This window comes from Leminorella grimontii, assembly GCF_039789245.1.
Lineage (GTDB): Bacteria > Pseudomonadota > Gammaproteobacteria > Enterobacterales > Enterobacteriaceae > Leminorella > Leminorella grimontii.
Genome location: NZ_CP146357.1, coordinates 2,965,455 through 2,990,303 on the forward strand (window position 1 = coordinate 2,965,455; position 24,849 = coordinate 2,990,303).

A 24,849-nucleotide genomic window follows, 5' to 3' on the forward strand; every position below is an offset into this window, starting at 1 on the left:
CTCGCCAAGGGCAACGTTTTCACGTTTACTATGAGCGATATATCCATTTCACCGCGAGGAAACATGCGCTTCAGGCAATTCTTACCGCTTATCGGGGCGCTGTTTGCGCTCTATATCATCTGGGGATCGACCTATCTGGTTATTCGAATCGGCGTTGAAAGCTGGCCTCCCTTTATGATGGCGGGCGTTCGATTTCTGTCGGCAGGAACGCTGTTAATGATTTTCCTGCTGCTTCGCGGGCACAGGCTTCCTCCCCTTCGCCCGATGCTCAACGCGGCGCTTATTGGCGTTCTGCTGCTGGCGGTGGGTAACGGTTTCGTCACAGTCGCTGAGCATCAGGACGTACCTTCAGGCATCGCCGCCGTTATGGTGGCTACCGTCCCGCTGTTTACCCTGTGCTTTAGCCGCTTTTTCGGCATTAAAACGCGCTGGCTGGAGTGGGTAGGCATTGCCATTGGCCTGGTAGGAATTATTCTGCTTAACAGCGGAGGAAGCCTGAGCGGGAACCCGTGGGGCGCAGTGCTTATCCTCGTCGGTTCCATAAGCTGGGCCTTCGGTTCGGTTTACGGCTCTCGCATTGAGCTGCCGGCGGGCATGATGGCCGGAGCAATAGAGATGCTGGCCGCAGGCATTCTGCTGATGGTCGCTTCGCTTTTAACCGGTGAAAGACTAACGGAAGTTCCCTCGCTGTCAGGCTTTATGGCAGTGGGCTATCTGGCTCTGTTTGGCTCTATCATCGCCATTAACGCCTACATGTACCTTATCCGCAACGTCCCTCCGGCTATCGCCACCAGCTACGCCTATGTCAATCCGGTTGTCGCCGTATTGCTGGGCACCAGCCTCGGAGGAGAAAGCCTTTCTTCAACGGAGTGGATTGCGCTGGGGATCATCATCCTGGCCGTCGTGCTGGTAACGCTAGGCAAATATCTCTTTCCTGCGAAAACGTCGTCTTATTAAACACGGCAAAGAGGCGGAATTCTCCGCCTCTTTAAGAACCTCGTTTCGTATTATTAAAAACCTGCAGTCGCTCACATTAATAAAACCCCTGACTAATTAGGGGTTAAACCGCACTTATTGAGTTATTTATATTCACTTTTCTGCTATTTGTGGCTATATGCGAAGTCGCTCTCTTTTTATTCTTCTTTTTTTGCCAAATTGTAGATTCAATGGATTTAGGCTGCTTTACCTCATATACCCTAAGTAATTCGAGCTGCGTGGCAAAACGCACAGGTAGCTTGAAGCAAGGCGGGTATAAACGCAATCAAACAAAACGCATTTGCAGCACCGCTTTCACGGCGCTAAAGGCCGTTGTGAATAAATAACGTTAGCGGATTCGTTTACCGTAAGGCCGTCTAAAATAAAGGGTATGTTCGTTTACTGCTGTTTTACCGTCCCCCAATACGTCAGAGGAAAGTAACATGCTAAAACGCTTACTGATCGCCAGCTCCGTTGCCACACTGCTCACCGCCGCTGCTTCCGCACAGGCTCTCACCGTCGGCTTTTCACAAATTGGTTCTGAATCCGGATGGCGGGCGGCCGAAACGTCCGTCGCCAAAGAGCAGGCCAAAAAGCGGGGCATTACGCTAAAAATTGCCGATGCTCAGCAAAAACAGGAAAACCAAATCAAGGCCGTCCGCTCTTTTATCGCTCAGGGCGTTGACGCTATCTTCATCGCGCCGGTCGTGCAAACAGGTTGGGAACCCGTATTGGAAGAAGCCAAGGACGCAAAAATTCCGGTCTTCCTGCTGGACCGTAACATAACGGTGAAAGACGACTCGCTCTATATGTCGGTCGTGACGGCGGATAACGTTCTCGAAGGTAGAGTCGCCGGCAACTGGCTGGTGAAGGAAGTCGCAGGTAAACCCTGCAACGTGGTCGAGCTACAGGGCACCGTCGGCGCCAGCGTCGCGCTAGACCGTAAAAAGGGCTTTGCAGAAGCCATCGCCGCCGCGCCCAACGTTAAAATAATCCGCACCCAGTCCGGCGACTTTACCCGCAGCAAAGGGAAAGAAGTCATGGAGAGCTTCATTAAGGCCGAAAACCGCGGCAAAAACATCTGCGCCGTCTTCGCCCATAACGACGATATGGCCATCGGCGCCATTCAGGCGATAAAAGAAGCAGGACTGAAACCCGGCAGCGAAATTAAAATCGTCTCCATTGACGCCGTTCCCGACATCTTTAAAGCCATGCAGGCGGGCGAAGCCAACCTAACGGTCGAACTGACGCCTAACATGGCCGGCCCGGCGTTTGACGCTTTGGAAGCCTATAAAAAAGACGGCACCATCCCGCCAAAAGTCATCCTGACGGAGTCCAAGTCCTTCGGACCGGACAGCGCTAAGGAACAAATCGAGCTGAAAAAAGGCATGGGATACTAAGCCCAAAGCCGCTAAACCGCGCCGCCGAACCGGCTTCGACGGCGCAAGCCCAGCGCCACGCACCGTTACAATAGGGGAACCTATGACAGAACAGCGGCCAGCAGACGATACGGTTTTAGACATCAGGGGCATCAGCAAGTATTTTCCCGGCGTTCGCGCTTTGCATAACGTGTCGCTAAGCCTGCGGCGGGGAGAAATTATGGCCCTGCTGGGAGAAAACGGCGCAGGCAAATCTACGTTGATAAAAGCGCTAACCGGCGTTTACCCGAAAGATGAAGGGGTTATCCTGCTGGAAGGCAAAGAGGTCAACCCCACCAGCACCGCCCACGCGCAGTCCATCGGTATCGGTACGGTATATCAGGAAGTTAATCTGCTGCCCAACATGTCGGTCGCCGATAATCTGTTCATCGGCCGTGAGCCTAAGCGCTTCGGCATGGTCAACCGTAAAGAGATGATTCAACGCTCCGAACGGATCATGACGGAATACGGCTTCGAGCTGGACGTCACCCAGCCGCTGGGCCACTACTCGGTCGCTATGCAGCAGATTGTCGCCATTGCTCGCGCGGTAGATCTGTCGGCCAAAGTGCTTATTCTCGATGAGCCCACCGCAAGCCTTGACACTAACGAAGTCGAGCTGCTGTTCACCATTATGCGCGCGCTGCGCGACAAGGGCGTCAGCCTGATTTTTATCACCCACTTTCTCGACCAGGTATATGCCGTCACCGACCGCATTACCGTTTTACGCAACGGCGAACTGGTGGGCACGCGCGTTACCGCAGAACTCCCCCAAATTGAGCTGGTAAAGATGATGTTGGGCCGAGAGCTGGATGACAACGCGCTTAAGCGCGCCGGAAAAACCCTAAGAAGCGACAGTCCTACCGTTCGCTTTGAACAATACGGGAAAAAAGGCGCGATACTCCCTTTCGATCTCCAGGTCAGGCCGGGCGAAGTCGTGGGACTGGCAGGGCTTTTGGGCTCGGGACGGACGGAAACGGCGGAAGTGATTTTCGGCATCCGCTCGGCCGACACCGGGCGAGCCTGGGTAAAAGAAAAAGAGGTAAAAATTACCTCGGCCAGGCGAGCGGCGTCCCTCGGCTTCGGCTTTTGCCCCGAAGATCGCAAGACGGACGGCATCATCGGCGCCGCGTCGGTCAGAGAAAACATCATTCTGGCGCTACAGGCCAGGCGCGGCTGGCTACACCCGATCTCTCGCCGAGAACAGGAGGAGATTACGGAGCGCTTCATTCGCCAGCTGGGGATTAAAACGCCGAACGCAGAACAGCCCATCCAGTTTCTCTCGGGCGGCAACCAGCAGAAGGTTTTGCTGTCCCGTTGGCTGGTGACGCGCCCGCAGTTTCTCATTCTGGATGAGCCAACGCGCGGTATCGACGTCGGCGCTCACGCAGAAATTATCCGTTTGATTGAAACCCTGTGCGCCGACGGGCTGGCCCTGCTGGTCATTTCATCCGAACTGGAAGAGCTGATTGGCTATGCTGACCGCGTCATCATCTTACGCGACGGCAGGCAAATTGCGGAAATCCCGGCGCAGAGCCTGTCAGTGCCGGCCATTATGAACGCGATAGCGGCTTAAGGAGGATACCCGGTGACTTTCTTCTCCCACTCCGCCAAAAGCGAAGGTTCGACGCTGCGGCTACCGAAAGGCAGCGCACAGCTCGCCGCTCTGATAGCCATACTTATCGTCAACGCCTTCGTCGCAAACGACTTTTTTTCTATTCACCTTCAGGACGGCCGACTGTTCGGCAGCCCTATCGACATACTTAACCGCTGTGCGCCGGTTGCCATTCTGGCGTTGGGCATGACGCTCGTCATCGCAACGGGAGGCATCGACCTCTCCGTCGGCGCCGTCATGGCGATTGCGGGCGCTACCGCCGCCAGCCTGACGTCGGCGGGCTTTCCGCTCTACGTCGTTTTACTTGCCGCGCTGGGTTCAGGAATTCTGTGCGGGCTATGGAACGGCTTTCTGGTCGCCGTTTTTAAAATTCAGCCGATTGTCGCCACGCTGATGCTGATGGTGGCCGGGCGCGGCGTCGCCCAGCTGATTACCGAGGGGCAAATCGTTACCTTTACCGATCCGGCCCTTGCCTGGATAGGCAGCGGCAGCTTTCTCTATCTGCCTACGCCGGTATCCATCGTCATCGCCGTATTCATTCTGCTCTGGCTGCTGACGCGTAAAACGGCGCTGGGGCTGTTTATCGAGTCCGTCGGCATCAACCTGCGGGCGGCGAAAAATGCGGGCGTCAGCGCAGGCCTGGTGGTGATGTCTACCTACGTCATCAGCGGCATCTGCGCGGCGGTGGCGGGCGTCATTGTGGCTGCCGACATCCGGGGAGCGGACGCCAATAACGCAGGCCTATGGCTTGAGATGGACGCCATTCTTGCGGTCGTTATCGGTGGCGCGTCGCTGATGGGAGGGCGCTTTAATCTGATGCTCTCCCTTATCGGGGCGCTTATCATTCAAGGAATGAACACCGGTATCCTGCTGTCCGGCTATCAGCCGCAGTGGAACCTGGTGGTTAAGGCGCTGGTGGTGCTTTTAGTACTGGTTTTACAGTCTCCCGCCTTTGTGCGGCTGTTTAAAAGGAGAAGCGGTCATGTTTAAGCGCCATCTTCCTCTGATGATTACCATTGCCGTATTTATTCTCGGCTACCTGTTCTGCTTTGCCCGCTTTCCCGGATTCGCCTCGACGCGCGTAATTTGCAACATTCTGACGGACAACGCGTTTTTATGCATCGTCGCCGTCGGCATGACGTTTGTTATCCTTTCCGGCGGTATCGACCTCTCCGTCGGTTCAGTGATTGCCTTCACCGGCGTTTTTTTGGCAAAGGCCATTGGCGAGTGGGGCATTGAGCCGTTTACCGCCTTTGCGATAGTGATGGTGATGGGCTGCTGCTTTGGCGGCCTGATGGGCTGGCTTATCGACACGCTAAAGATCCCCGCCTTTATCATCACGCTGGCGGGCATGTTCTTTCTACGGGGCGTTAGCTTTCTGGTGTCGGAGCAGTCGATCCCTATCGATCATCCGCTATATGGTACGCTGTCCAGTATCGCGTGGAAGCTCCCCGGCGGGGGCCGCTTTAGCCTGCTGGCGCTGATTATGCTGCTGGTGGTGCTGTTCGGCATGTTCCTCGCCCACAGAACGCGCTTTGGCAACAACGTTTACGCTATCGGCGGCAACGCCACCTCAGCTGAACTGATGGGCATCTCCACCCGAAGGACAACGATCGGCATTTACATGCTGTCGACCGGTATGGCGACGCTGGCGGGTATCGTGTTCTCGTTTTACACCTCGGCGGGCTACGCGCTGGCGGGCATCGGCGTCGAGCTGGACGCCATCGCCGCCGTAGTCATCGGCGGAACGCTGCTCAGCGGCGGCGTCGGTACCGTCTTCGGCACTCTGTTCGGCGTACTGATTCAGGGGCTTATCCAGACCTATATCAACTTCGACGGCACCCTAAGCTCCTGGTGGACCAAAATCGTTATCGGCATTCTGCTGTTCGGCTTTATCGGGCTACAGCGGCTGCTGACCGTGTTCTGGGCCAACCGGCAGATCGCTACCGCCAGAAGGATTGGCGGCAAAGCGCAGCCGCTGGGTTCGACCTGACGGGGAATTGAGGAGATAAAAAAGTACGCCGGATTGGCGCACTTCTCTTTATAACGCGTTATCCCGCTGGGATTAAAACTGGTTGAACACGCGGTTTTCCTGCTCGGCGACGCGAATAAACGTAGTGCGCTTGGTCAGCTCTTTCAATCGAGACGCGCCGACATAGGTACAGGCCGAACGCAGCCCGCCCAGAATGTCGCGCACGGTGTTATCTACCGGGCCGCGGAAAGGCAGCTTAACGGTTTTACCCTCCGCCGCGCGATAGCCGGCAACGCCGCCTACGTGGCGATTCATCGCCGACTCGGAGCTCATGCCGTAGAACTGCATGTAAGAGCTGCCGTTCTCTTCAATAATCTTACCTTCGCACTCTTGATGCGCGGCCAGCATGCCGCCGAGCATCACGAAATCTGCGCCGCCGCCGAACGCTTTCGCCACGTCGCCCGGCGTCGTGCAGCCGCCGTCGCTGACGATTTGCCCGCCCAGACCGTGCGCCGCATCGGCACATTCAATTACAGCGGACAGCTGCGGGTATCCGACGCCGGTTTTCACCCGCGTGGTGCATACGGAACCGGGGCCAATGCCCACTTTAACGATGTCAGCGCCGGAAAGAATCAGCTCTTCCACCATCTCGCCGGTCACCACGTTGCCCGCACAGATAACCTTATCCATATAGGCTTCGCGCGCCTTATTCAAAAAGCGGACAAAGTGCTCCGAATAGCCGTTGGCGACGTCAATGCAGATAAACTTCAGCGCAGGAGACAGCGCAAGGATCTGGTTAAGCTTGGCAAAATCGGCGTCAGAGGTACCGGTAGAAACCATCACGTGGCGCAGGACCGACTCGGACGAACGCGCGACGAACTCGCGCCACTGCTCAACGGAGTAGTGCTTGTGAACGGCGGTCAGCAGGTCGAATGAAGCCAGCGCTTCAGCCATGCTGAACGTGCCTACCGTATCCATATTGGCTGCAATAATCGGTACGCCGGACCATTCATGACCAGAGTGTTTGAAAGTGTAGGTGCGCTCAAGCTCTACCTCTGAGCGACTTTGTAACGTAGAACGCTTAGGACGGATCAAAACGTCTTTGAAGCCCAGCTTCAAATCTTCTTCAATGCGCATAGTGATAGGTTTCCTGGTTTTTGGCGACGTATCGCAAATTAACTACAAGCTGTGTGTAGGCCATTCCCAGTGACGTTATCATACACATGAATAATAACTGAGCAAGTCTGATACTTTCTCAAAATTTCAGATATACTCCCATAAATTTACCTGCGAAAGGCGGGTTTAAGGTTCGTTATGGATAACGCCTTCACGCTGCTTGCCTTTGGCCTTATCGGCCTGTTTATCGGCAATGTCATTGCGCGTTTAAGCCACGTTCTTCCCTCCGCAGTTTTCGACGGCCAAGGCCTTTTCCGCTGCGTTCTGACTTCTGTTCAATCTCTGTTCTCTTCAGATGCCTGCTGCTTCGCCGCTCGCCAATTTCCCCTTAGCGTTTCGCTATTCAGGCAACTTTTTCGCCGAGGGCGATGCCCTCACTGCCGTCGACAGGCTCCGGCCGACGCGGCGTTTATTGAACTAGGGTGCGCTTTTATTTTCATGTGCCTGACAAGCGAGAGCAACAGTGCCGCCTCCCTTGTGACAACGCTGGCCCTAACGGCGACGCTTATTTTGCTAACACTGATTGACGCCAAATACTACCTGCTGCCTGACGCCCTTACGCTGCCGCTGTTGGCTAGCGGCCTTATTGCAGCCTACGCCGGCGCGTCCTCTCTTTCGCTCGATGAGGCCATCGCCGGCGCGATTTTCGGCTACGCGCTGCTTTGGATACCCGCCCGCCTCTTCCTGTACTTTCACCGCGTTCATGGACTGGGGCAAGGAGATATCAAGCTGATGGCCGCCGTCGGCGCGTGGCTTGGCGCAGGAATGGCGCCCGTCGTGCTGCTTGTCGCCAGCCTTCTGGGCGTGCTGTTTTTCATTTTGCGGTATGCGATGACGGGCGCGGTCAAAAGGCACATTCCCTTTGGCCCTTTTATTACGTTCAGCATGTGGCTTGCACTTCTCAAAGATCCCTTTATCATCGACTTATCTATAGGTATACAGGCTTGGTTATGACTTACATCGTCGCGCTTACGGGAGGCATTGGCAGCGGGAAATCAACCGTCTCAGACGCGTTCGCCCGTTTAGGGGTTCCCGTCGTCGACGCTGACGTAATCGCGCGTCAGGTCGTCGAGCCGGGAACCGAAGCGCTGGAGCGCATCAGGGCTCACTTTGGCCCCTCGGCGTTTCTTACCGATGGCAGCCTCAACCGCAAGCGCCTTCGCGAAGTGATTTTTGCTCAACCGGAAGAAAAATCCTGGTTAAATGCCCTGCTCCATCCTCTTATTCAGAAAGAAACCCGACGTCAATTGGCCGCCGTTACGGCACCTTATGCGCTTTGGGTTGTCCCACTATTAATTGAGAACGGCCTGTGCGACAGGGCTAACCGCGTTCTGGTGGTCGACGTGAGCGAAAACGTTCAGCTACAGAGGCTCCTCGCGCGCGACGGCGGAGGCAGGCAACAGGCCGAACAGATTTTAGCATCCCAGGCGTCTCGAGCGCAGCGCCTGGCCTGCGCCGATGACGTCATTCTCAACAATGACTCGCCCGAAGCGCTGGGGCCCCAGGTAGAGCGGCTGCATCGACGCTACTTAACTTTGGCAAATGATTTCAACAGGCAGGATCCGTCTATATGAGCGATTTATCTCAAAATATCCTTTTTGAACATCCGCTGAACGAAAAAGTCCGCACCTGGTTGCGCATTGAGTTCCTGCTACAGCAGTTACAGAACAACCGCTCATTGACCAATTTATCCAATACGTTAGGCTTTTTTCGCACCATCAGCGAGCTGCTGGACATCATGGATCGCGGCGACGTGCGTACGGAGCTGGTAAAAGAGCTGGAGCGCCAACAGCAAAAGTTAATGCAGTGGATCGACGTACCTGGCGTAGATACCGACAGGCTAAACGCCCTGCGCCACAACCTGAAAGAGCTATCCAACGTGCTGCTGGCCGCCCCTAGACTGGGGCAGTCGCTAAAAGAAGATCGCCTTATCAGCATGGTGCGCCAGCGGTTAAGCATTCCCGGCGGCTGCTGCAGTTTCGACATGCCGATTCTTCACATGTGGCTGCACACCCCTAAGTCCGAACGGGACAAGCAGGTAGTGAGTTGGATTGAAACTATGGATCCGCTCAACAACGCGCTAAACGCCTGTCTGGATCTTATCCGTCAGTCCGGCCATTTCCAAAAGCAGACCAGCCTGAACGGCTTCTATCAGGACAACGCCGAGGATTGCGACATTCTGCGCATTCGCGTCGATTCGTCCCACCAGCTCTATCCTCAGGTGTCCGGCCATAAAACCCGCTTCGCTATCCGCTTTATGCCGTTTGACAGCGAGCTTGGCGAAACGCCTGAACGCTTTTCTTTTGATATCGCCTGCTGTTAGGCTATCTAAAATTGTTTGTTAAGGAGAAACGCGCAACGATGAACGACGCGCCGATAAAAGTAAACTGCCCCACCTGTGACAAAATCGTCGTATGGAGTGAACTGAGCCCCTATCGCCCGTTTTGCAGCAAGCGCTGCCAGCTTATTGACTTAGGCGAATGGGCGGATGAAGAAAAGAGGATCCCCAGCAGCGGAGAACGTTCCGATAGCGAAAACTGGGGAGAAGAAGAAAAATAATCATATCAGGCGGCGCAGTACCGCCGCCTGATGTCCTCAATCACTGGCCGATTGGCCTCTGGAAACTCGTCAGCGATCAGCTCAGATGCAGGGAGCCACCGGGATTCCTGCCCTTCACAGCTTTCAGGCTGACCTTTCCAACGGTCTACGATAAAAAAGTGCAGCGTCAGACTGCGATCGGGATAGTCATATTCCAGCGTCTTCAGCGGCTCTGCGCGTAAGACCTCAATTCCCACCTCTTCCCAAAGCTCTCGGCTCAGCGCCCGTTCCGGAGTCTCTTCATTAACGGTTTCAACCTTGCCACCGGGAAACTCCCAAAGCCCGGCAAGATGGCTGCCCTTCTGCCTGCGGGTAATAAAAATCTGTCCCTCTTCGTTAACGATGATGCCAACGGCGATGTCAATGCGCTTTTTCTCCACGGGGCCTCCTGATTACGAACGATTGCATACATAAAGAGCGCCTAAAGGCGCTCTGAGAGTGTTGACAAAGGTCTTGAATAAAACTTACGGAGTCAAACGGCGGGAGAGGGTTACTCGCTTCGCTCGCCCTACGGGCCAACACGTTGTGTTGTTCAACGCCTAAAGGCGTTGTCCGTTGGGGTCGACTTGGCGTAAGCCAACGACAAACCGGCAAAGCCGGTTTGAACAGCGCTTGCGCTGGCCCTTTAGGGGGAAGCCCGAAGGGCTTCATAACGGCCCCTAGGAGGGCTAGGCCCGCCGCACTCACAAAGCTAATACAAGCGCCCTCCCGGCCGAGCACAATGCTGATATAAGTAGGCTGTATTCTCGGCCGGAATATCCTCTGGAGCTTATTAGGACGGTTTTTCCGCAGTCTAAAGAGCGCCCAAAGGCGCTCTTTATCTTAACGGTTACGGCTCGCTCTGTCTTTAGTTCAAACGTCCGTGGCACTGCTTATACTTCTTGCCGGAGCCGCACGGACAAGGGTCGTTTCGGCCGATTTTACGCTCTTCGCGCACCATCGGGCGGTTGCCCTCTGGTTCTTGCGCCAGCGCATTGTCATCCTGATGGCTAAACTGCTGCTGGCGCGCCAGGCGCTCAGCCTCTTCGCGGCGCTGCTGCTCGACGGCCTCTACCTCTTCCGGCATGCGAACCTGCACTTTGCTCAGAACGCTTATCACTTCATACTTCAGCGCTTCCAGCATGTTGGCGAACATGGAGAAAGATTCGCGCTTGTACTCCTGCTTCGGATCCTTCTGCGCATAGCCTCTTAGGTGAATGCCCTGACGCAGATAGTCCATCGCCGCTAGGTGCTCTTTCCACATGGAGTCCAGCGTTTGCAGCATGACGCCTTTTTCAAAGTTACGCATCATTTCATCGCCGACTATCTCTTCCTTCTCCTTATAGCGATTCACCGCCTCTTCAATGATGCGCTCGCGCAGAGGCTCTTCGTGAAGATCGTGCTCTTTATCCAGCCATTCTGAGATAGGCAGATCGAGATCGAAATCGTTCTTCAGTCGAGTCTCCAGACCGGGAACGTCCCACATTTCCTCCAGCGACTGCGGCGGAATGTAGTTGTCGATCACCAGGTTAAAGACGTCGCCGCGAATGCTTTCAATCGTCTCGCTGATGTCGCCCACGTCCAGCAGCTCGTTACGCTGTGCATAGATAGCTCGACGCTGGTCGTTGGCGACGTCGTCAAACTCCAGCAGCTGCTTACGAATATCAAAGTTACGGCTTTCCACCTTACGCTGGGCGTTAGCGATAGCCTTGGTTACCCATGGGTGCTCAATGGCTTCTCCCGGCTTCATGCCAAGCTTGCGCATCATGCCCGCGACGCGGTCGGAGGCAAAAATACGCATCAGCGCATCTTCCAAAGAGAGGTAGAAGCGAGATGAGCCCGGGTCGCCCTGACGGCCCGAACGGCCGCGCAGCTGGTTGTCGATACGGCGAGATTCGTGGCGTTCGGTACCGATAATATGCAGGCCGCCCGCCGCCAGAACGCGGTCGTGACGAACCTGCCAGGCGTCTTTAATCGCCTTGATTTGCTCTTCCGTCGGCGACTCCAGCTCGGCGATTTCGCTTTGCCAGCTGCCGCCCAGCACGATGTCGGTACCGCGGCCGGCCATGTTGGTTGCGATAGTCACAGCCCCTTCCTGGCCCGCATTAGCGACGATTTCCGCCTCTTTCGCGTGGAATTTTGCGTTCAACACCTGGTGAGCGATTCCGGCTTTCTTCAGCTCGCGGGAAACCACTTCAGACTTCTCGATAGAGATAGTACCTACCAGCACCGGCTGCCCGCTAGCGCTGCGTTCCTTGATGTCTTCAATAATCGCGTCGATTTTCTCTTTTTCCGTCATATAGACCAGATCGGGCAGGTCTTTACGGATCATCGGGCGGTTCGTCGGCACGACGATGGTATCGAGACGATAGATCTGGCGGAATTCGAAAGCTTCCGTATCCGCCGTACCGGTCATACCCGCCAGCTTTTCGTACAGGCGGAAGTAGTTTTGGAAAGTAATGGACGCCAGCGTCTGGTTTTCATTTTGAATGTCGACGCCTTCTTTCGCCTCGACGGCCTGATGCAGGCCGTCTGACCAGCGGCGGCCTTCCATCGTACGGCCGGTGTGTTCGTCAACGATAATGACTTCGCCGTCCTTCACGATGTAGTCCACGTCGCGGGTAAACAGCGCGTGAGCGCGCAGCGCGGCGGTTACGTGGTGCATAAGCACGATGTTGGTCGGAGAATAGAGAGACTCGCCCTCGGTCATCAGGCCGATGTCCATCAGCAGGTTTTCTACCAGCACCAGACCGCGCTCGGTCAGGTTGACCTGACGGCTCTTTTCGTCAACGGAGAAGTGGCCTTCGCCCTGGAAAGTGTCTGAATCTTCTTTTTCCTGGCGCTCTAACTTGGGAATAATTTTATCGACTTTACGATAAAGCTCGGAGCTGTCTTCCGCAGGGCCGGAGATAATCAGCGGCGTACGGGCTTCGTCGATCAGGATGGAGTCCACTTCGTCCACCAGCGCGTAGTGAAGCGGACGCTGTACGCGCTCTTCCGGGCTAAACGCCATGTTGTCGCGCAGGTAGTCGAAGCCGTATTCGTTGTTGGTGCCGTAGGTAATATCGGCCGCGTAGGCCTCGCGCTTGGCGACCGGCGGCATGCCCGGCAGGTTGATGCCGACCGACAGGCCCAGGAATTCAAACAGCGGGCGATTGTTTTCGGCGTCTCGGCGCGCCAGATAGTCGTTGACGGTTACGACGTGAACGCCGCGGCCGGTGATGGCGTTCAGGTAAGCGGGCAGCGTCGCGGTCAGGGTTTTACCTTCACCGGTACGCATCTCTGCGATGCAGCGATCGTTTAGCACCATGCCGCCGATAAGCTGTACGTCAAAGTGGCGCATGCCGAATACGCGCTTGCTGGCCTCGCGGACTACGGCAAACGCTTCAGGGATCAGCGACTCCAGTGATTCGCCTTTTTCAAGGCGCTCGCGAAACTCTACGGTCTTCGCCCTAAGCTGCTCGTCGCTCAGCGCTTCGAATTCAGGCTCAAGGCGGTTGATAGCCTCAACGTTTTTGCGCATGCGGCGCAGAGTACGATCGTTGCGGCTACCGAAAATCTTGGTCATCATTTTGGTTAACATGGATATAGAACCTCTTTATTACCGCCCGCTGCGCGGACGTAAAAAACTAAAATCGTTACGTCAAATATTCAAATCGCTCAAAAAAATGAAGCGATTAGATAAGAAATCACGCAAACGAAAGAGGCCCCGCACGAATACCCTGTGCGCGGGATAACCAAGACCTGACGGGATGAGGAGAGTAAAAAATATCTGCGGGCGACAGCCTTGTCAGCGTCTGCGGCAGATAGCGTTTAACCGCTGAAGAAACGGAGAGAAAGTCCAGCAGCGCATAGTGGCTAAGCGTCGTTTCAGCCTTCTGCCCGGCCTTTTCGGCCATCGGATCCGCATCCACCTGCTGGAGAGACCCGCCCAGGCGAGTCAAATAGTTGCGTAGCGCAAAGCGCTGCCAGGAGTTTAAATTCTGTAGAGGGCGAGAGTCGGCGCCGTGAGACAGCACCAGATGCCCTATTCCAGGAATGGCAGTATTAACGGAGTCGAGCCTGGCCAGAGCCGTTGACAGAGAAACCTGCTGGGGAAGACCGTTCAGATTGACGGGCATGCCGACGCTGGCCGCTACCACCCCGAACAGAAGGTGAGGCCAAAAATAACGCCTGCCAAATTGTCGCCAACGATTTAGAATGCCCATTATCAACTAACCGTTTTACTACCATGGAACTTACTATGCGAGACAGCCGCCCGCTATTATTAGATACGCTGTTTGACGATGCAAATTTATTGCGCGATCTTCAACAACGCGCCATCGCCCTGCTAAAGCTAAACAAAGCGGTCAAGGCTCTGCTGCCTAAGGCTATGCATGAACACTGTCGCGTAGCCAACTATCGCCATAGCGTACTGGTGCTGGAAGTTTCCAACGCCAGCTGGCTTACTCGCCTTCGCTACGAACAGCCCGCCCTTCTTACGGCGCTCAGACATGAAATTTTACCATCATTAGCCTCAATCGACATAAAGATTAATCCATCTCTGAGTACAAAAATTCAGCATCCGGCAGCGCCACGCTCTAATCTGCCTGAAAATAAGCCCGACCCCGTTCGCAGGCTCAGCGAGCAAAGTGCGGAACAAATCAGGGGACTGGCGGCAAGAAGCAAGGGAAAGCTGAAAGAGAAATTAGAACGACTCGCAGCGCTGGCGGAGAGAGGAGCCAGCACGGCGAGCCGTGATGAAAAGCCGTAATCGGCGCGTTAGGCCAGAACGGTTCTTGACGTTTTGAAAGCCAAAGGCATTTCTGCTTCGTCTTCGAAAGTCACGAATTCCCAAGCTTCCTGCTTGGCCAACACGGCCTGCAGCAGCTTGTTGTTCAGCGCATGGCCAGACTTAAAGGCGGTAAACGCGCCGATAATGTTGTGGCCGCACATAAACAGGTCGCCGATAGCATCCAGCATCTTGTGGCGAACGAACTCGTCTTCAAAGCGCAGGCCGTCTTCGTTCAGAACGCGATAGTCGTCAACGACGATTGCGCAGTCGAAGCTGCCGCCCAGACAAAGCCCTTTAGACTGAAGATATTCAATATCGCGCATGAAGCCGAAGGTACGAGCCCGGCTGATCTGACGTACGAACGCGTCCGCCGAGAAGTCCATGCGATAACGCTGTGAACCTGAATCGATAACCGGATGCTTGAAGTCGATAGTAAAGTCAAGGCTGAAGCCGTTGTACGGCGTCAGTTCGGCCCACTTGTCGCCGTCTTCAATGCGCACTGGCTTAGTGATGCGAATAAACTTCTTCGCCACGTTAAGCTCTTCAATGCCCGCATCCAGCAGCAGATAGACAAACGGCGCCGCGCTGCCGTCCATAATCGGAATTTCAGGCGCGTCGACTTCGATAACGATGTTATCAATACCCAGCCCCGCTAAAGCGGCGTTCAGGTGTTCAACCGTCGAGATACGTACGTCATCCTCGTTTACCAGACAGGTACACAGCATGGTATCACGCACGGATTTAGCGTCCGCAGGAAAATCGACCGGCGGAGTCAAGTCAGTACGACGATAGATGACACCCGTATTCGCTGCAGCTGGGCGCAGCGTCAGGGTGACTTTACGGCCGGTATGAAGACCGACGCCAGTCGCCTGAATAATGCGTTTAAGTGTCCGCTGTTTAATCATCGTAATATCTCGCAACGTTAGTTGAATATCCCATAGTGTAGGCTATGGTCTCCGCAATACTTTAACATAAAAAGCGGAGAATCAAAATCATTCAGCGCATTTAGCCAAATCAGTCGGCTTGCTTACGCAAAAATGCCGGAATGTCCAAATAGTCTGGTTCTTTACTCGGCTGAACGCTCTGGTCGTTAACCACTTTCGCCGCCGCAGGCTTAGCTTCCTGCTGTTGCAGCGGAGCCAGGCCGTGCTGGCCGTAGCGGTGGTCAACGGTTTGAGCGGCCGGAGACTTGGAAACCAGCGTAATTTCCGGACGCTTGTCCATGCCGATGCCGGTCGCGACCACGGTCACGCGCAGCTCGTCGCTCATATCCGGATCCAGCGACGTACCGATAACTACGGTCGCATTGTCGGATGCAAAAGCGCGGATAGTGTTGCCGACGGTTTCGAACTCATCCAAACGCAGGTCAAAGCCGGCGGTGATGTTAACCAACACGCCGCGCGCGCCGGACAGATCGATATCTTCCAGCAGCGGGCTGGAAATAGCCATTTCGGCCGCCTCTTCCGCACGGTCTTCACCGCTCGCAACGCCAGAACCCATCATGGCGTAGCCCATTTCCGACATCACTGTGCGCACGTCGGCAAAGTCTACGTTCATCAGGCCCGGACGCGTAATCAGTTCAGCGATACCCTGAACGGCGCCCTTAAGAACGTCGTTAGCCGCGCCGAAGGCGTCCAGCAGGGAGATACCGCGGCCCAGAACTTTCAGCAGCTTGTCGTTAGGGATGGTAATCAGCGAGTCGACGTGCTTGGAGAGCTCGGCAATGCCCTGCTCTGCAAACGTCATGCGCTTCTTGCCTTCAAAGTTGAACGGTTTGGTGACAACTGCAACCGTCAAAATGCCGAGGTCCTTAGCCACTTCGGCAACAACCGGAGCCGCGCCGGTACCCGTACCGCCGCCCATACCGGCTGCGATAAAGACCATATCGGCCCCTTCCAGCGCGGCGCGGATCTGCTCGCGGTCTTCTTCGGCGGAGTTGCGGCCCACTTCAGGGTTTGCACCGGCGCCAAGACCTTTGGTCACGCCGCTGCCGATTTGAATAGTCTGGCCTACGGCCGTTTTACGCAACGCTTGAGCATCGGTATTGACGGCGAAGAACTCCACGCCCTCAATGTGCTCGCGCACCATATGTTCGACGGCGTTACCGCCGCCGCCGCCAACGCCGATGACTTTAATCACCGCATCGTTGGTTAGCTCCATCGGTTCAAACATAGTTTCTCTCTCCGTTTTAATACTTAGCGGTGAATTATCGCCTAAAATGCACCAATTGCACCACTGATTAAAATTCTTTACGTAGCCAGCCGCTAATGCGCTGCGCCCAGCTGCGTACAGACGTTCTTTTTTCTACTTCAGATTCTCCCCGCAGGTGAGATTCTTTACCGTAGTGCAGAAGGCCTACCGCCGTTGAGTAGTAAGGCTCCTGCGCATAATCCGTTAGTCCCGTGATGTTCAGCGGCTGCCCGATACGCACCTGCGTATGAAACACTCGCTGAGCACACTCCGCCAGGCCGTCGATTTGCGCGGCCCCGCCGGTTAATACGATACCGGCGGCTAAATGATGCTTTACGCCCTGTTGGCGCAGCTGTTCCTGAACCTGCAAAATCTCATCGTTCACCAGGTTGAGCAGCTCGGTATAGCGCGGCTCGATAACGTCGGCCAGGGTCTGACGCTGAAGGCTGCGCGGCGGACGACCGCCAACGCTCGGCACCTCGACCGTTTCGTCTTTGCTGACCAAAGAGCCCAGCGCGCATCCGTGACGCACCTTGATGGCTTCTGCGTCGGTCGGCGGCGTGCCAAAAGCGTAAGCGATATCGCTGGTCACCACGTTGCCCGCATAGGGGATAACTTTAGTATGGCGCAGCGCGCCGCCGGTGTAGATCGCAATATCCATCGTGCCGCCGCCGATGTCGATCACGCAAACGCCCAGTTCTCGCTCATCTTCGGTAAGCACGGCATAGCTTGCGGCCAGCCCGGCAAATATAAGTTGGTCAACTTTCAAACCGCAGCGTTCCACGGCTTTCACAATATTTTTCGCCATATCATTATGGCAGGTAATCAGATGCACCTTAGCCTGCATCCGAACGCCGGACAGGCCGACCGGATTCTTGATGCCTTCCTGATAGTCGATGGCGTATTCTTGCGGAATAACGTGCAGAATGCGGTGTTCGTCGCGCACGCGGACGGATTTGGCGGTATGTACCACGCTCTCAACGTCTTCCTGCGTTACCTCTTCTTCCGAAATCGGCACCATGCCGATTTCATTTTGGCAGCTGATATGCTTACCGGACAGCGCCAGATAAACCGACGCAATCTGGCAATCCGCCATCAGTTCGGCCTGATCGATAGCTCGCTGGACCGACTTCACCACCGACTCAAGGTCGTTAACGCCGCCCTTGTCCATCCCTCTGGATGGGCAACTGCCGACGCCGATAATATTGACCATACCGTCAGGCAGCACCTCGCCAACCAGCGCCGCGACTTTCGCCGTGCCGATTTCCAGTCCAACCACCAGCTTTCTGTCTGTCGATTTGATCATTGTTGCTCTGCCTGACCCTGTTGTTGTGTCCAATCAGATAAAAAATTCTGACCATCAATAAATGCGGGCGCCCAACCCACCGCCGCGCCGGTGTCGTAACGCATATCCAAAGAGGCGATGCGTTTGTCCGCTGGAGCCTGCTTAAGCAGCGTTGGATAGAGCGCGATAAACCGCGTCAGCCGCTTAGTGCGGTTTTCTCTACCCAGCTCAATTCGGACATCGTTGTCTAACATCAGCTGCCATGAGCGACGTTCGCTCATCGACACCGTCTTTAACTTAAACTTTGCCTCCGCCAGCGCGCTGCTCATGCTGTTATAGCCTTCCAGCACCTCTTTTTCGCTGCCCTCCGGCCCGTACAGCAGCGGAAGGGAGCGATCGCTCACCCGCTCTGCCGGCACGCTGAATACGTTACCTTCTTTATCCATCAGCTGGAGGTCGTTCCAGCGGGCATAGGGCACGTATTCAACGATGTGTATCTTCAGCTCATCCGGCCACTGCTTGCGCACGCTGGCCTGCTTAATCCATCTCAAGTGCAGTATCTGCTGCTGCAGGACGTCGACGTCCTGCGACATAAAGGTTCCCGGCGATCCGGACGACAGCACCGCCTGGCGAATATCGTCATCGGTAGTGATAGCTCGTTCTCCCGTCACCACCAAACGCGATAGCGGTAGCCGCTGTGCGTCATCCATCCACTGAACTACCGCCCAGCATCCCCATACGACGGTGCCTATCACCATCAGTAAGAAGATAATGCCGATAATCTGCGTTCCATTGCTGCGCCCGGAACGCGTTTTCTCCTGCTCTTCCCGGACGTTTCGAGCCGCCTGAGACATACTAATCAGCCAACGCCAAAATCTTTACGACCAGTTGAGAAAAACTCAGGCCGCTTTCGCGCGCCGCCATAGGCACAAGGCTATGATTCGTCATACCGGGCGCCGTATTCACTTCCAGCAGATAAAACTGCCCGTCGCTGTCCTGCATGACGTCCACACGCCCCCAGCCCCGGCAGCCGACGGCCCGATAGGCAGACATCGCCAGCGCGCGCAGCGCCTGCTCTTTCTCATCGTTAAGGCCGCTTGGGCAAAAGTATTGCGTCTCATCGGACAGATACTTCGCCTGATAGTCGTAAAACACGCCGGCGGGCTGAATGCGAATCGACGGTAAAACATCTCCGCCCAGAATGGCGACCGTGAATTCCGGGCCGCTCAGCCATTTCTCCACCAGCACGCAGGTATCGTGCAAAAATGCGTTTTCCAGAGCCGGTATCAGCTCTTCTACCGCGTTGACCTTGCTCATGCCGACGCTGGAGCCTTCGCTGCTCGGCTTAACGATCAGCGGCAGGCCGAGACGAGCAACGATCTTCTGAGGATCAACCTGCGTCAGCTCTTCGCTTTGCAGCGCGACGTAGGGAGAAACCGGCAGATTCGCACCCTGCCACAGCAGCTTGGTGCGCAATTTGTCCATCGTCAGCGCAGAAGCCATTACGCCGCTGCCGGTATAGGGCAGCCCGAGGAATTCCAGTACGCCCTGTAAGGTGCCGTCTTCACCGCCGCGCCCGTGCAGCGCAATAAATACTTTGTCGAATCCGTCCGCTTTTAATTGAGCAACGGGATACTCTTTCGGATCGATAGGGTGCGCATCGACTCCAGCCTCTTTCAGCCCCGCCAGCACCGCAGCGCCTGAATTAAGCGAGACTTCGCGCTCTGCCGATGTTCCTCCAAAAAGTACCGCTACTTTCTCAGCCATGACTTTCCTCGTTTGTATTTATTGGTTGTAACTTTAATTCCGCTAACCGGCGCGCCATGCGCCCAATGTTGCCGGCGCCCTGCATCAGCACCAGATCGCCGCCGGATATAACCTGCGACAGCATCTGCGGCAGTTCGTCCGCGTTAGTCACTAAAATAGGGTCCAGCTTGCCGCGGCCGCGAATGGTACGGCACAGCGAGCGGCTGTCAGCACCCGGGATCGGCGCTTCGCCGGCCGGATACACGTCAAGCATAAGCAGCACGTCAACCTGCGACAGCACGTTGGCGAAATCGTCGTACAGATCGCGCGTTCTGGTATAGCGATGGGGTTGGAACACCATCACCAGCCGGCGCTCTTTCCAACCGGCCCGCGCGGCCTTGATGGTGACGTCCACCTCGCTGGGATGATGGCCGTAGTCATCAACCAGCATGACGTCTCCGCCTTCGCGCTCAAAGCTTCCCAAAAAGTCGAACCGACGACCGGTTCCCTGGAAGTTGGCCAGTGCGCGAATAATGGCCTCGTCGTCAATGCCTTCTTCGGTCGCCGTGGCAACTGCCGCCGCCGCGTTCAGGGCGTTATGGCGACCGGGCGCGTTCAGCATGACTTTCAGATCGCTGCGATCCTGACGGCAAATAGTAAAGAACCCCTGTGAGCGAACCTGCTCATAGTCCTTCACTCTGACGTCGGCGTCTTCGCTAAAGCCGTAGGTGATTACCTGACGCCCAACTTCAGGGATCAGCTCACGCACAACCGGATCGTCGATACACATCACTGCGCGACCGTAAAACGGCAGGTTGTGCAAGAACGTAATAAACGTCTGCTTTAAGTTTTCGAAGTCGCCCTGGTAGGTATCCATGTGGTCGGCTTCAATGTTGGTTACGATCGCTACCATCGGCTGCAGGTGTAGGAAGGAAGCGTCGCTTTCATCCGCTTCTGCAATCAGGTAGCGGCTACAGCCAAGCGCAGCGTGCGTTCCCGCCGCCTTCACCAGGCCCCCGTTAACGAAGGTCGGATCGAGCCCGGCCTGTGCGTAGATCCCCGTCACCATTGCCGTAGTGGTCGTTTTGCCGTGCGTGCCGGCAATCGCAATGCCGTGACGAAAGCGCATGATCTCCGCCAGCATCTCCGCGCGGCGAATAACCGGAATACGGGCTTCGCGGGCGGCAACCACCTCTACGTTGTCGGCCGGGATCGCCGTAGAAACGACGACGACGCTTGCGCCCTGCACGTTCTCCGGGCGGTGGTTAAAATGAATTTCAGCCCCCAGCTCGCTGAGCTGCTGCGTGACGGCGTTCGGCGCCAGATCGGATCCGCTGATGTGATATCCTTCGTTGGCCAGCACCTCTGCAATCCCGCCCATGCCCGCGCCGCCGATGCCGACAAAGTGGATATGTCGGACGCGATGCATCTCGGGCACCATGGTGCGAAGCTTTGTCAGTCGCTGTCTGTCTACACACTCGTTCACTGTATTCTTTTTACTCTCGTTAAACCGCGGGTTCTGCCCGCTAAAATCTCATTTATTTAGCGACGCTTTTAACCACGTCGGCCACCCTCTTGGTGGCATCGGGGATCGCCGTTGTTTTCGCCTGCATCGCCATCGCCAAAAGGCCGGAACGATTAAGATCTTCCAGCGCGGCCGTCAGCGTTTCGACGTTAAACTGAGGCTGTTCAATAATCTTCGCTGCGCCGGCTTTCTCCAACGGCAGCGCGTTCCAGTACTGCTGGCGGTCTTTGTGCATAAAGGGCACGAAGATAGCCGGCAAGCCCGCCGCCGCAATTTCGCTAACGGTCAGCGCGCCGGAACGGCAAACGACGACGTCAGCCCACGCATAGGCGTTAGCCATGTCGTCAATAAATTCCGTCACTTTATGGTGGGCCATCCCACGCTGTTCATAATCCTTTTGCACGCTTTCCTGCGCGCCTTTACCCACCTGGTGCCAAATAACCACCCGATCGCCCAACCGTTCAGCCGCCTGGGGAACCGTTTGGTTCAACACTCTGGCGCCCTGACTTCCGCCGACGACCAAAACGCGGATCGGCCCGCTACGCTCGGACAGGCGAACTTCCGGCGCGGGCAGGTCCAAAACGTCGGTACGAACCGGGTTCCCTACCACTTGGGCATTGGGGAACGCACCGGGAAACGCCTGCAGCACGCGGGTCGCGATTTTAGCCAGCCAGCGGTTAGTCAGGCCGGCAATGCCGTTTTGCTCATGCAACACGACGGGGATGCCGCAGCGCCACGCCGCCAGCCCGCCGGGGCCGGAAACGTAGCCGCCCATGCCGAGCACGACGTCGGGCTGATAGCTGCGCATGATGGCTTTGGCCTGACGCACGGCGCGAAAAATGCGAAACGGTGCGCATAATAGCGCAATTACGCCCTTACCGCGAAGGCCTGAGATCGTAATGAAGTCGATATCGATTCCGTGCTTAGGCACCAAATCCGCTTCCATTCTGTCCGCCGTACCCAACCAGCGAACCTCCCAGCCCTGCGCCATCAGGTCATGAGCGACGGCCAGCCCGGGGAATACGTGCCCGCCAGTGCCTCCCGCCATAACCATTAAACGCTTCTGCTTCATCGTGAACCCCTTACGTGCGCCTGGCAGTTGGCCAAGCGCGTCTCATAATCTATCCGCAGCAGCAGCACCAGCGCGGTCGACATGACCAGAAGGCTTGAACCACCGTAGCTAATTAGCGGCAGAGTAAGCCCCTTAGTCGGCAGAATTCCCGCCGCAGCGCCAACGTTAACCAGCGTTTGAAAGCTAAACCACAGCCCGATTTCACAGGCTAAAAATCCGGCAAAGCGCTGGTTGGCTTCCAGAGCGCGTCGGCCAATCTGCATGGCCCTAAAAGCGACGAAGAATACCATTAAGAGCACTAAAACCACACCAAAATAGCCCAATTCTTCACCGATAATGGCAAAAATAAAGTCGGTATGCGCTTCGGGCAGATACTCCAGCTTCTGAATCGAATTGCCTAGCCCCTGCCCCCAGATATCTCCACGGCCAAACGCCATCAGGGATTGCGTCAGCTGATAGCCTGCGCCAAACGGGTCGTCCCACGGTTTCCAGAACGACGCGACGCGCTTCATTCGGTAAGGTTCAGTAATAATCAACAGAGTGACCGCGAATATGCCGGTGCCGATAATCGCCAAAAATTGCCAAAGCTTCGCCCCGGCTAAAAACAGCACGCCCAGCGTGGTGACAAACAGCACGACTACCGTTCCCAGGTCAGGCTGAGCCAGAAGCAGAACGGCCAGCACCACCATCACGCCCATCGGCTTGCAGAAGCCCCAAAAGTTATTTCGAACCTCGTCAACCTTGCGCACCAGATAGCTGGCCAGATAGAAAAACAGCGCCAGCTTCGACAGCTCCGCCGGCTGAATTCTTATCGGGCCAAGCGCAATCCAGCGCGACGCACCGTTTACCGAGCTGCCGACAACCAGCACGAGCAGCAGCATGACGATCGCAACCATCAAAATAATCGGACTGTATTTTTGCCAAAACGACAGAGGAATACGAATAGAAACCAGCGCAGCGGCAAATGCTAGCCCAATATAAATCGCATCGCGCTTGGCGAACAAAAACGGGTCTTCCGTATAGCGCTGCGCAATGGGCATCGACGCTGAGGTCACCATCACAAAACCGATAATCGCTAAACCGAACGTCAGCCACAGCAGCGTACGATCGTACATGACGTCGTAGTCCGATGCGCCGTTTTGGCGGCTGCCGCTTACCCACTGGGTAAAGCGCGCCAGCGGCTGGTTAAGGTTTAGCAGACTCATTTAGCCTAACTCCTGAGCCAGCCGGGCGAATTCGTGCCCCCGCTGCTCGTAATTCTTAAACTGGTCCAAACTGGCGCAGGCGGGCGACAGTAGCACCGTATCGCCGCGCTTCACGCGACCGGCAACCTTCGCCATCGCTTCCGCCATCGTTTCCGTCATTTCGGCGATCTCCGGACGCAGGTTAAACAGCGCCTCGCGGTCCCTGCCGAAGCAGTAAATCCGCACGTTATCGCCCATCAGGTGCGCGCGCAGGGACGAGAAATCGGCCGATTTGCCGTCTCCCCCCAAAAGCAGGTGCAGCACACCGTCAACGTGAATGCCGTTGAGCGCCGCCTCGGTGCTGCCGACGTTAGTCGCCTTGGAGTCGTTAATCCAACGCACGCCGTCGTTCTCCCAAACCAGCTGGAAGCGGTGCTCCAGCCCGCGAAACTCGGTTATCGCCTGAAGACTGGACGCACGAGGCAGAGAAACCGCATCAGCCAGCGCCAGCGCGGCTAAGGCGTTAAGATAATTATGCTGGCCAACGACGTTCATTTCTGCCGTATTCAGCACCTTTTCACCGCGAACGCGCAGCCAGATTTCTCCCTGCTGGCGGCTAAGGTGATAGTCGCCGATATCCGCGCCAAAGCTGACGCAGCGCTCGTCCGCGCCGTGCAGCGGCATAGTCAGGGCATCGTCGGCATTAACGACGCAGACTTTAGCGCCGTTGTAGATGCGAAGCTTAGCGTCGCGATACTGGCTCATGCCATGCGGATAGCGATCCATATGGTCTTCGGTGACGTTGAGGATCGTTGCCGCCGCAGCCTGCAGGCTAAAGGTGGTCTCCAACTGGAAGCTGGACAGCTCCAGCACATACAGCTGACATTCGTCATTCAGCAGCGAAAGGGCAACCTGCCCTAAATTACCGCCTACGCCGACGTGCAAACCGGCCGCCTTTGCCATGTCGCCAACCAGCGTGGTCACCGTACTTTTACCGTTTGAACCGGTAATAGCGACGATCGGCGCCTGCGCTTCACGGCAGAACAGCTCAATATCGCCAACGATTTCAATGCCGGCCTCGGCCGCTTCTTTCAAAACCGGCGTCGCCAGCGCGATGCCGGGGCTGACGACCAGCAGGTCCGCCCCCAGGATCCAATCGCGGTTAAGGCTGCCCGCGTGGCATTCAACGCCTTCGGGAAGCTTGTCCATTCCCGGCGGCGTCGCTCGGGTGTCCACTACGCGAGGCATTACGCCGCGCGCCGTAAAATAATCGACACAGGATAAACCCGTGAGGCCTAATCCGATGATAACAACCTGCTTACCCTGATAGTCGATTGCCATAA

The 24,849-nt window shown here is 56.1% G+C and carries 23 protein-coding genes; 10 read left to right on the top strand and 13 right to left on the bottom strand.

Annotated features, from left to right (window positions below; translation table 11 throughout):
* Positions 1-63: 63 nt before the first annotated feature.
* The 5 genes from yedA (at position 64) to yjfF (ending at position 5,998) form a co-directional block, all read left to right on the top strand.
* Positions 64-957, top strand: coding sequence for a drug/metabolite exporter YedA (gene yedA, locus V8L73_RS13755; RefSeq protein WP_261832346.1), 894 nt, complete (start codon positions 64-66; stop codon positions 955-957).
* Between the two features lie 461 nt (positions 958-1,418).
* On the top strand, positions 1,419-2,375 hold the full coding sequence (ytfQ, locus tag V8L73_RS13760) for a galactofuranose ABC transporter, galactofuranose-binding protein YtfQ (protein ID WP_027274669.1): 957 nt from the start codon (positions 1,419-1,421) through the stop codon (positions 2,373-2,375).
* An 82-nt stretch (positions 2,376-2,457) separates the two neighbouring features.
* Entirely contained in the window at positions 2,458-3,966 is a 1,509-nt protein-coding gene (ytfR, locus tag V8L73_RS13765; RefSeq protein WP_347253262.1) for a galactofuranose ABC transporter, ATP-binding protein YtfR, read from the top strand.
* 12 nt (positions 3,967-3,978) lie between these two features.
* A complete protein-coding gene (ytfT, locus tag V8L73_RS13770) occupies positions 3,979-4,995 on the top strand; it encodes a galactofuranose ABC transporter, ATP-binding protein YtfT (RefSeq protein ID WP_261832344.1) in 1,017 nt (338 codons plus the stop codon).
* On the top strand, positions 4,988-5,998 hold the full coding sequence (gene yjfF, locus V8L73_RS13775; RefSeq protein ID WP_347253263.1) for a galactofuranose ABC transporter, permease protein YjfF: 1,011 nt from the start codon (positions 4,988-4,990) through the stop codon (positions 5,996-5,998). The genes ytfT and yjfF overlap by 8 nt, the downstream gene beginning before the upstream one ends.
* A 72-nt stretch (positions 5,999-6,070) precedes the next feature.
* Here the strand turns inward: yjfF and V8L73_RS13780 are convergent, their stop codons facing one another.
* Complete coding sequence (locus V8L73_RS13780; protein WP_261832343.1) at positions 6,071-7,114, bottom strand: GMP reductase; 1,044 nt, start codon at positions 7,112-7,114, stop codon at positions 6,071-6,073.
* Positions 7,115-7,291: 177 nt separating this feature from the next.
* Between V8L73_RS13780 and V8L73_RS13785 the strand changes: the two genes are divergently transcribed.
* The 4 genes from V8L73_RS13785 to yacG are packed head-to-tail and all read left to right on the top strand — an operon-like array spanning position 7,292 to position 9,712.
* Positions 7,292-8,107, top strand: a complete 816-nt coding sequence (locus tag V8L73_RS13785) for an A24 family peptidase (RefSeq protein WP_347253264.1) — start codon at positions 7,292-7,294, stop codon at positions 8,105-8,107.
* Positions 8,104-8,727 carry a dephospho-CoA kinase gene (gene coaE / locus V8L73_RS13790; protein WP_347253265.1) on the top strand — a complete coding sequence of 208 codons (624 nt, stop codon included), beginning with the start codon at positions 8,104-8,106 and terminating at the stop codon, positions 8,725-8,727. The genes V8L73_RS13785 and coaE overlap by 4 nt, the downstream gene beginning before the upstream one ends.
* Entirely contained in the window at positions 8,724-9,476 is a 753-nt protein-coding gene (zapD, locus tag V8L73_RS13795; RefSeq protein WP_027274675.1) for a cell division protein ZapD, read from the top strand. The genes coaE and zapD overlap by 4 nt, the downstream gene beginning before the upstream one ends.
* A gap of 38 nt (positions 9,477-9,514) precedes the next feature.
* Positions 9,515-9,712 carry a DNA gyrase inhibitor YacG gene (gene yacG / locus V8L73_RS13800; RefSeq protein WP_027274676.1) on the top strand — a complete coding sequence of 66 codons (198 nt, stop codon included), beginning with the start codon at positions 9,515-9,517 and terminating at the stop codon, positions 9,710-9,712.
* Positions 9,713-9,717: 5 nt separating this feature from the next.
* Here the strand turns inward: yacG and mutT are convergent, their stop codons facing one another.
* The 3 genes from mutT to secM form a co-directional block, all read right to left on the bottom strand.
* Positions 9,718-10,131, bottom strand: coding sequence for an 8-oxo-dGTP diphosphatase MutT (gene mutT / locus V8L73_RS13805; RefSeq protein ID WP_027274677.1), 414 nt, complete (start codon positions 10,129-10,131; stop codon positions 9,718-9,720).
* Positions 10,132-10,598: 467 nt separating this feature from the next.
* Complete coding sequence (gene secA / locus V8L73_RS13810) at positions 10,599-13,313, bottom strand: preprotein translocase subunit SecA (RefSeq protein ID WP_027274678.1); 2,715 nt, start codon at positions 13,311-13,313, stop codon at positions 10,599-10,601.
* A 106-nt stretch (positions 13,314-13,419) separates the two neighbouring features.
* The gene (secM, locus tag V8L73_RS13815; RefSeq protein WP_422655589.1) at positions 13,420-13,938 is read right to left on the bottom strand and encodes a secA translation cis-regulator SecM; all 519 of its coding nucleotides are present in this window, start codon (positions 13,936-13,938) and stop codon (positions 13,420-13,422) included.
* A 35-nt stretch (positions 13,939-13,973) separates the two neighbouring features.
* Between secM and V8L73_RS13820 the strand changes: the two genes are divergently transcribed.
* Positions 13,974-14,483, top strand: a complete 510-nt coding sequence (locus V8L73_RS13820; RefSeq protein ID WP_347253266.1) for a DUF721 domain-containing protein — start codon at positions 13,974-13,976, stop codon at positions 14,481-14,483.
* A gap of 8 nt (positions 14,484-14,491) precedes the next feature.
* On the opposite strand, the gene lpxC is transcribed toward V8L73_RS13820, so the two are convergent.
* The 9 genes from lpxC to murD form a co-directional block, all read right to left on the bottom strand.
* The gene (lpxC, locus tag V8L73_RS13825; protein WP_027274681.1) at positions 14,492-15,409 is read right to left on the bottom strand and encodes a UDP-3-O-acyl-N-acetylglucosamine deacetylase; all 918 of its coding nucleotides are present in this window, start codon (positions 15,407-15,409) and stop codon (positions 14,492-14,494) included.
* Positions 15,410-15,518: 109 nt separating this feature from the next.
* Positions 15,519-16,676, bottom strand: coding sequence for a cell division protein FtsZ (gene ftsZ / locus V8L73_RS13830; RefSeq protein ID WP_027274682.1), 1,158 nt, complete (start codon positions 16,674-16,676; stop codon positions 15,519-15,521).
* 67 nt (positions 16,677-16,743) lie between these two features.
* Positions 16,744-18,000 (bottom strand): cell division protein FtsA, encoded by a 1,257-nt coding sequence (gene ftsA, locus V8L73_RS13835; RefSeq protein ID WP_027274683.1) that lies wholly within the window; start codon positions 17,998-18,000, stop codon positions 16,744-16,746.
* The gene (ftsQ, locus tag V8L73_RS13840; RefSeq protein WP_027274684.1) at positions 17,997-18,833 is read right to left on the bottom strand and encodes a cell division protein FtsQ; all 837 of its coding nucleotides are present in this window, start codon (positions 18,831-18,833) and stop codon (positions 17,997-17,999) included. The genes ftsA and ftsQ overlap by 4 nt, the downstream gene beginning before the upstream one ends.
* Position 18,834: 1 nt before the next feature.
* The gene (locus tag V8L73_RS13845; protein WP_027274685.1) at positions 18,835-19,746 is read right to left on the bottom strand and encodes a D-alanine--D-alanine ligase; all 912 of its coding nucleotides are present in this window, start codon (positions 19,744-19,746) and stop codon (positions 18,835-18,837) included.
* Positions 19,739-21,166: a UDP-N-acetylmuramate--L-alanine ligase gene (gene murC / locus V8L73_RS13850; protein WP_036023871.1), complete on the bottom strand. Its 1,428-nt coding sequence runs from the start codon at positions 21,164-21,166 to the stop codon at positions 19,739-19,741. The genes V8L73_RS13845 and murC overlap by 8 nt, the downstream gene beginning before the upstream one ends.
* Before the next feature lie 97 nt (positions 21,167-21,263).
* The gene (gene murG / locus V8L73_RS13855) at positions 21,264-22,322 is read right to left on the bottom strand and encodes an undecaprenyldiphospho-muramoylpentapeptide beta-N-acetylglucosaminyltransferase (protein WP_036023872.1); all 1,059 of its coding nucleotides are present in this window, start codon (positions 22,320-22,322) and stop codon (positions 21,264-21,266) included.
* Positions 22,319-23,527 (bottom strand): cell division protein FtsW, encoded by a 1,209-nt coding sequence (ftsW, locus tag V8L73_RS13860; protein WP_027274688.1) that lies wholly within the window; start codon positions 23,525-23,527, stop codon positions 22,319-22,321. The genes murG and ftsW overlap by 4 nt, the downstream gene beginning before the upstream one ends.
* A complete protein-coding gene (gene murD / locus V8L73_RS13865) occupies positions 23,528-24,847 on the bottom strand; it encodes a UDP-N-acetylmuramoyl-L-alanine--D-glutamate ligase (protein WP_036023874.1) in 1,320 nt (439 codons plus the stop codon).
* Between the last annotated feature and the right edge of the window lie 2 nt (positions 24,848-24,849).